Source organism: Streptomyces aurantiacus JA 4570, from assembly GCF_000414115.1.
Classification (GTDB): domain Bacteria; phylum Actinomycetota; class Actinomycetes; order Streptomycetales; family Streptomycetaceae; genus Streptomyces; species Streptomyces aurantiacus_A.
The window spans coordinates 1-2,930 of the sequence record NZ_AOPZ01000493.1 but is presented as its reverse complement, the minus strand read 5'-3'; the positions used below and the strand labels follow the sequence as shown (position 1 = coordinate 2,930).

Genomic DNA, 2,930 nt, shown 5'->3' with positions numbered 1-2,930 from the left:
TACGACAGGCGGCCGGAGACGACGCTCGCCGCGTTGCCGGTGCCGAGGTAGCCTTCGCCCCGGTCGGGGGCGGTGCGCAGGACGTCTTCGTAGTCCTGGCCGTTGGTGCCGGAGAAGACTCCGGTGCGGCTGCCGCGCAGGGTGGCCGGGTCGATGCCGGCCCGCTCCTGCGGGTCCATGGCCAGGGCCTCGCGGGGCGAGATCCCGAAGAAGTCCGCGTCGAACTCGGCCATGTCGTGCAGGAACCCGCCCTCGCGGACGTAGCTGGTCCCGGCGTGGTCGGGGTCCGGGTGGTAGAGGGCGTCCACGTTCCAGCCGCGGTCCTCCGGCATGTCGCCAATGGCGTCCTTGCCGTCGTGGAGGAGCCGCCACAGCTCTTCGGGGGAGCGTACGCCGCCGGGGAAGCGGCAGCTCATCGCGACGATCGCGATGGGGTCGCCGTCCACCGCAGCCGCTGCCGCGACCGAGGTGGCGGCCGTAGTCCCGGCGCCCTCCGGTGCGAGGCCGTCGAGGAGTTCACCGCGCAGGTGTCCCGCGAGCGCCGCCGGTGTCGGGTGGTCGAAGACGAGGGTCGCCGGGAGGTGGAGTCCGCTGGCGGCGCCGATGAGGTTCCGCAGTTCGACCGCGGTCAGCGAGTCGAAGCCGAGGTCCTTGAAGGGACGGGTGGCGTCGACGGTCTTGGTCGCGGGATAGCCGAGGACGGTGGCCACGCGGTCGCGCACGAGGTCGAGGAGCGCCCGCTCCCGTTCCGCCGCCGGGAGTGCCGCGAGCTGCTCCGCGAGGGAGTCGTGGGACGGGGCCGCGCCCCGCGCCGGTCCACTGTCCCGGCCGGTGGTCGCCGCCGCCCCGGCCGCCGGTCCGTCGGGCCCGGTGAGCTGGTCGAAGAGGTGGCAGGGGCGTGCCATGGAGTAGGTCGGCGCGTACTGGTCCCACGCGACATCGGCGAGGGTGATCGCTGCGGTGCCCGCGGGCGCGGACGCGCCTGCCGCCGCAACGGCATGGGGCGCCGAGCCCGTGCCCGCCAGCACCGCGGCCATCGCGGCGACGGCCAGGTCCGGTGCCATCGCGGGCATGCCGCTGTCGCGCACGCGCTGCTCCACCACCCCGCCGTCGGCCGCCATGCCGCCACCGGCCCACGGCCCCCAGGCCAGGGACACGGCGGGCAGGCCCAGCGACCTGCGGTGCTCGGCGAAGGCGTCGAGGAACGCGTTCGCGGCGGCGTAGTTGCCCTGGCCGCCGATGCCCAGGGAGCCCGCGACGGACGAGAACAGCACGAAGGCCGACAGGTGCTCGCTGTCGCGCGTCAACTCATGCAGGTTCAGGGCCGCTTGGGCCTTGGGGCGGAACACCGTGGCGAACCGCTCGGCGGTCAGGCCGTCGAGTACGCCGTCGTCCAGCACACCGGCCGTGTGGAACACCCCGGTCAGCGGCACGTCCGCCGGAATGGCGGCCAGGACCCGCGCCAAGGACTCGCGGTCCGCCGCGTCGCATGCCGCGACGGTCACCCGGGCACCCATCTCCGCCAATTCGGCGCGGAGTTCGGGCGCGCCGGGTGCGTCGGGGCCGCGACGGCTCGTCAGGACGAGGTGCTCGGCACCGGCGGCCGCCAGCCACCGCGCGACGTGCCCGCCCAGGGCACCGGTACCGCCGGTGACCAGGACCGTGCCCCGCGAGGACCACTCCGGGGCCCGCCCCTGGGGCCACCCTTGGGAGCGCGCCTGCGACCACTCGCCCGCCGGCACATCACCCAACGGCGCCCGGACCAACCGGCGCCCGAACACCCCGGACCCGCGCACCGCCACCTGGTCCTCGCCCGACGCCGCGCCCAGCACGTCGGCCAGCCGCAGCCCCGCCCGTTCGTCGGGGGTCGCGGGCAGGTCGACCAGGCCGCCCCAGCGCTGAGGCTGTTCCAGCGCGGCCACCCGGCCCATGCCCCACACCGCCGCCTGAGCCGGCGCCGTCAGGCGGTCCGAGCGCCCCGTGGTCACCGCGCCGCGCGTGGCCGCCCACAGCGGCGCCGCCACCTCCGCGTCCCCCAGAGCCTGGAGGAGCGCGAGCACTCCCTCAAGGCCCGTGGCGACGGTCGGGTGGACCGAGCCTTCTGAGTCGTCGAGGGCCAGCAGCGAGAGCACTCCCTGGGGGTGGCCGCCGAGGTCCGACTCGCCCTCTCCGTCCAGGAGTTCACGCAGTTTGCGAGCCAGCACGTCACGGCGGGCCTCGTCACGGCCCACGGCGATCCGGACGACATGTGCGCCCCGCTCCTCCAGCGCGGCGACTGCGGCGCCCACCCACGGATACGGCGCCTCGCCCGCCGGGGCGACCACCCACCACGTGCCGTCGAAGGCCGCCGGGGCGAGGCCCGTCAGCGGCTTCCACGACTCCCGGTACATCCACCGCCCGATCGTGGAGCTCTCGCGCCGCTGCCGCCGCCACGACGACAGCACCGGCAGCACCTCGCCCAGCGCCCCACCGTCGGCCGCGCTCCCGGCGCCCAACTCGACGCTCAGCGACTCCAGGTCCTCCCGCTCCACGGCCTCCCAGAAACGGGCCTCCACCTCGTCCTCGACGTATCCGTCCGCACGGGCGGGGGTTCCGGCGGCTGCCGCCAACTCCAGCCAGTAGTGGTCGCGTTGGAAGGCGTACGTGGGGAGGTCGACGCGGCGGCGCGCGTCGACCGGCGCGTAGAGCGGCGCCCAGTCGACGTCGGTTCCGCGTACGTGGAGCTTGGCCAGGGCGGCCAGGAAGGTGTCCGCTTCGGGGCGGTCCTTGCGTAGGGCGGCGACCAGGCCCGCCTGGACCGCCTCGCGGACGTGCCGCACCCAGTAGCCGGGATCCTTCAACTCCCCGGCGGCAGCGAGCTGACCGGTCAGGTTCGACACGACCGACAGCGCCGGGTCCGCGTACGTCAGGCCCTCCGCCACCCGCCGGAA

The 2,930-nt window shown here is 75.3% G+C and carries 1 protein-coding gene; it reads right to left on the bottom strand.

The genetic code is table 11. The features are described 5' to 3' along the window. Positions 1 to 2,930, bottom strand: a 2,930-nt coding sequence (locus STRAU_RS35930) for an SDR family NAD(P)-dependent oxidoreductase (RefSeq protein WP_037664166.1), incomplete at both ends; no start/stop codon positions are given.